General features: G+C 67.6%; 1 protein-coding gene. It reads right to left on the reverse strand.

Annotated features, from left to right (window positions below; genetic code table 11):
• Positions 1-9 precede the first annotated feature (9 nt).
• Positions 10-1,419, reverse strand: a complete 1,410-nt coding sequence (locus ACWGI8_RS44185) for a nucleobase:cation symporter-2 family protein (protein ID WP_453669254.1) — start codon at positions 1,417-1,419, stop codon at positions 10-12.
• Positions 1,420-1,520 lie beyond the last annotated feature (101 nt).

Here is a 1,520-nt window from a genome sequence, read left to right on the forward strand (position 1 = left end):
GTACGCGCGTCAGTGAACCGGGACCGGCTCCGGCTCCGGCTCCGGCCCCGTCTGCTTCTCGGGCGAACGGGCCTTGGTGCCCAGGTGATTGAAGGCCAGGTTCAGCACGATCGCCACCACGCACCCCGTGGAGATACCCGAGTCGAGCACCACCAGCAGATCCTTGGGGAAGGCGTGGTAGAACTCCGGCGCCGCGATCGGGATCAGCCCGATGCCCACGGCGGCCGCCACGATCAGTGCGTTCTCGCCCTTCTCCAGCGCGGCGGTGGCCAGGGTCTGGATGCCGCTCGCGGCGACCGAGCCGAAGAGGACGATGCCCGCGCCGCCGAGGACCGGCAGTGGGACGAGGGCGATGACGGAGGCGGCGACCGGGCACAGACCGAGCAGGATCAGGATGCCGCCCCCGGCCGCGACGACGAAGCGGCTGCGCACCTTCGTCATGGCGACCAGGCCGATGTTCTGGGCGAACGCACTGCACATGAAGCCGTTGAAGAGCGGGCTGATCGCGCTGCCGAGGGTGTCGGCGCGCAGTCCGCCCTCGATGATCCGCTCGTCGGCGGGCCGGTCCACGATCTTGCCGAGGGCGAGCATGTCGGCGGTGGACTCGGTCATGCAGACGAGCATCACGATGCACATGGAGATGATCGCGGCGATCTCGAACTGCGGGGCGCCGAAGTGGAACGGGGCCGGGAAGCCGACCAGGTCCGCGTTGCGCATGGCCTCGAGGCTCGTCATGCCCATCGGGATCGCGATGAGCGTGCCGGCCACCAGGCCGAGCAGGATGGCGATCTGCTGGAGGAAGCCGCGCAGCAGCTTCCTCAGCGCGAGCACGATCACCAAGGTGAGTGCCGCCATGCCGATGTTCTTCATCGAGCCGAAGTCCGGTGCCGCCGCGTTGCCGCCCTGGGACCAGCGGAAGGCGACGGGAAGCAGGGAGACACCGATCAGGGTGATGACGGTGCCGGTGACGACGGGCGGAAAGAACCGTACGAGTTTGGAGAAGTACGGGGTCAGGACGAAGCCCAGCACACTCGCGACGATGATCGCGCCGAACACGACGGCGATGCCGTCGTAGCCACGGTCCTTGCCGATGGCGATCATCGGGGTCACTCCGGCGAACGAGACGCCGTTGACGAACGGGAGGCGGGCGCCCACCTTCCAGAACCCGAGGGTCTGGAGCAGGGTGGCTATGCCCGCGGTGAAGAGGCTGGCGCCCATCAGGAACGCGGTGTCCTTGGCGCTGAGACCGACGGCGGGACCCACGATCATCGGCGGGGCCACCACACCCGCGTACATGGCGGCCACATGCTGCAGACCGCTGGTGACCATCTTGAAGGGCGGGAGTGTCGCGTCGACCGGATGCTTCTGGTCGTCGGGTGCGGCATCTGCGTCGTTGTGAAACCTGGGCTTGGCTGCCACAGCGGTTCCTCCGGTCGTTTAACACGTCGGCTCAGACGTGGGTGTCAGGGAGGTGGTGCGGGTGATGCGAGTGATGTGTGCGCCCAAGAAAAAGATGCCGG

The sequence above is a fragment of the Streptomyces sp. NPDC054841 genome (assembly GCF_053611045.1).